Origin of the sequence: Thiorhodococcus mannitoliphagus, from assembly GCF_010915725.1 — a bacterium.
GTDB classification, from domain to species: domain Bacteria; phylum Pseudomonadota; class Gammaproteobacteria; order Chromatiales; family Chromatiaceae; genus Thiorhodococcus; species Thiorhodococcus mannitoliphagus.
In genome coordinates this window covers 1-783 of the sequence record NZ_JAAIJR010000389.1, presented here as the reverse complement: position 1 = coordinate 783, position 783 = coordinate 1, and the positions used below count along the sequence as shown (strand labels likewise).

General features: G+C 64.5%; 1 protein-coding gene. It reads right to left on the bottom strand.

From position 1 onward, the window contains the following. Positions 1 to 140: 140 nt before the first annotated feature. Positions 141 to 783, bottom strand: a 643-nt coding sequence (locus G3480_RS27040) for a class I SAM-dependent methyltransferase (RefSeq protein ID WP_164657266.1), incomplete at its 5' end; no start/stop codon positions are given.

The window sequence follows — 783 nt, the reverse complement described above, 5'->3', positions numbered from 1 at the left end:
AGGTCTAGCGGAAATTATTCTGAGAAAAATTCGCGTAATAGCGTGAGCGACAACAGCGGTTCGCCCGATGCCGGGCGTCGCTTTCTGTTCGGCCGCGACACCTCTGCCCCCTTGTCGGTCGTCGCGGCGAAGCTGCTTCCTCAGTTCGGCTTGCGTCCGACGAAGATGTAGTAGGGCACCCGGAGTCCGGGCAGGTAGGGGACGGGCGCGCGGCACTCGAGCAGTTGGCAGTCGGGAAGCTGTGCGCGCAGCAGCCTGAGATGATCTGGCTTGGGATGCACGCCGTCGTGTCCAAACCAGCGTGGCCAGAAGTGTCGGGTGAAGGCTCCGTGCCGAACCGTGCCGGGCCCGCCTCGAGCGTCCGAGACATAGAAGTCGACGGCACCCAGCAGACCGCCCGGTGCGAGCATCTCGATGGCGTTGTGGATAGCGGCGCGCCAGTCCGGAATCATGGTCAGGGCGTAGGAGAAATAGACCGCGTCTGGTCGCTGTTTGGGTCGATAGGTGGTTGCGTCCGCCTCGATGACGCGCACGTTTGCCAAGGCGCGCGTGCGCATGCGGGCCTGCTCCAGCAAGGCGGGACAGAGATCGACCAGCTCGACGGCCTCGAAGCTTGTCAGCCGTTGCCCGAAAAGGGCGAGATTGCTCCCGGTTCCCCCGCCCAGTTCGACAACCCGTGCACCTGCGAGGATCTCCATGAGCCTCACCAAGGCCTCGCGTCCATGCAGCAGGCGTTCGCGAAAGCGGTCGTAGTCGGCCGCCTGGGGCGCATAGAAGGCCTGG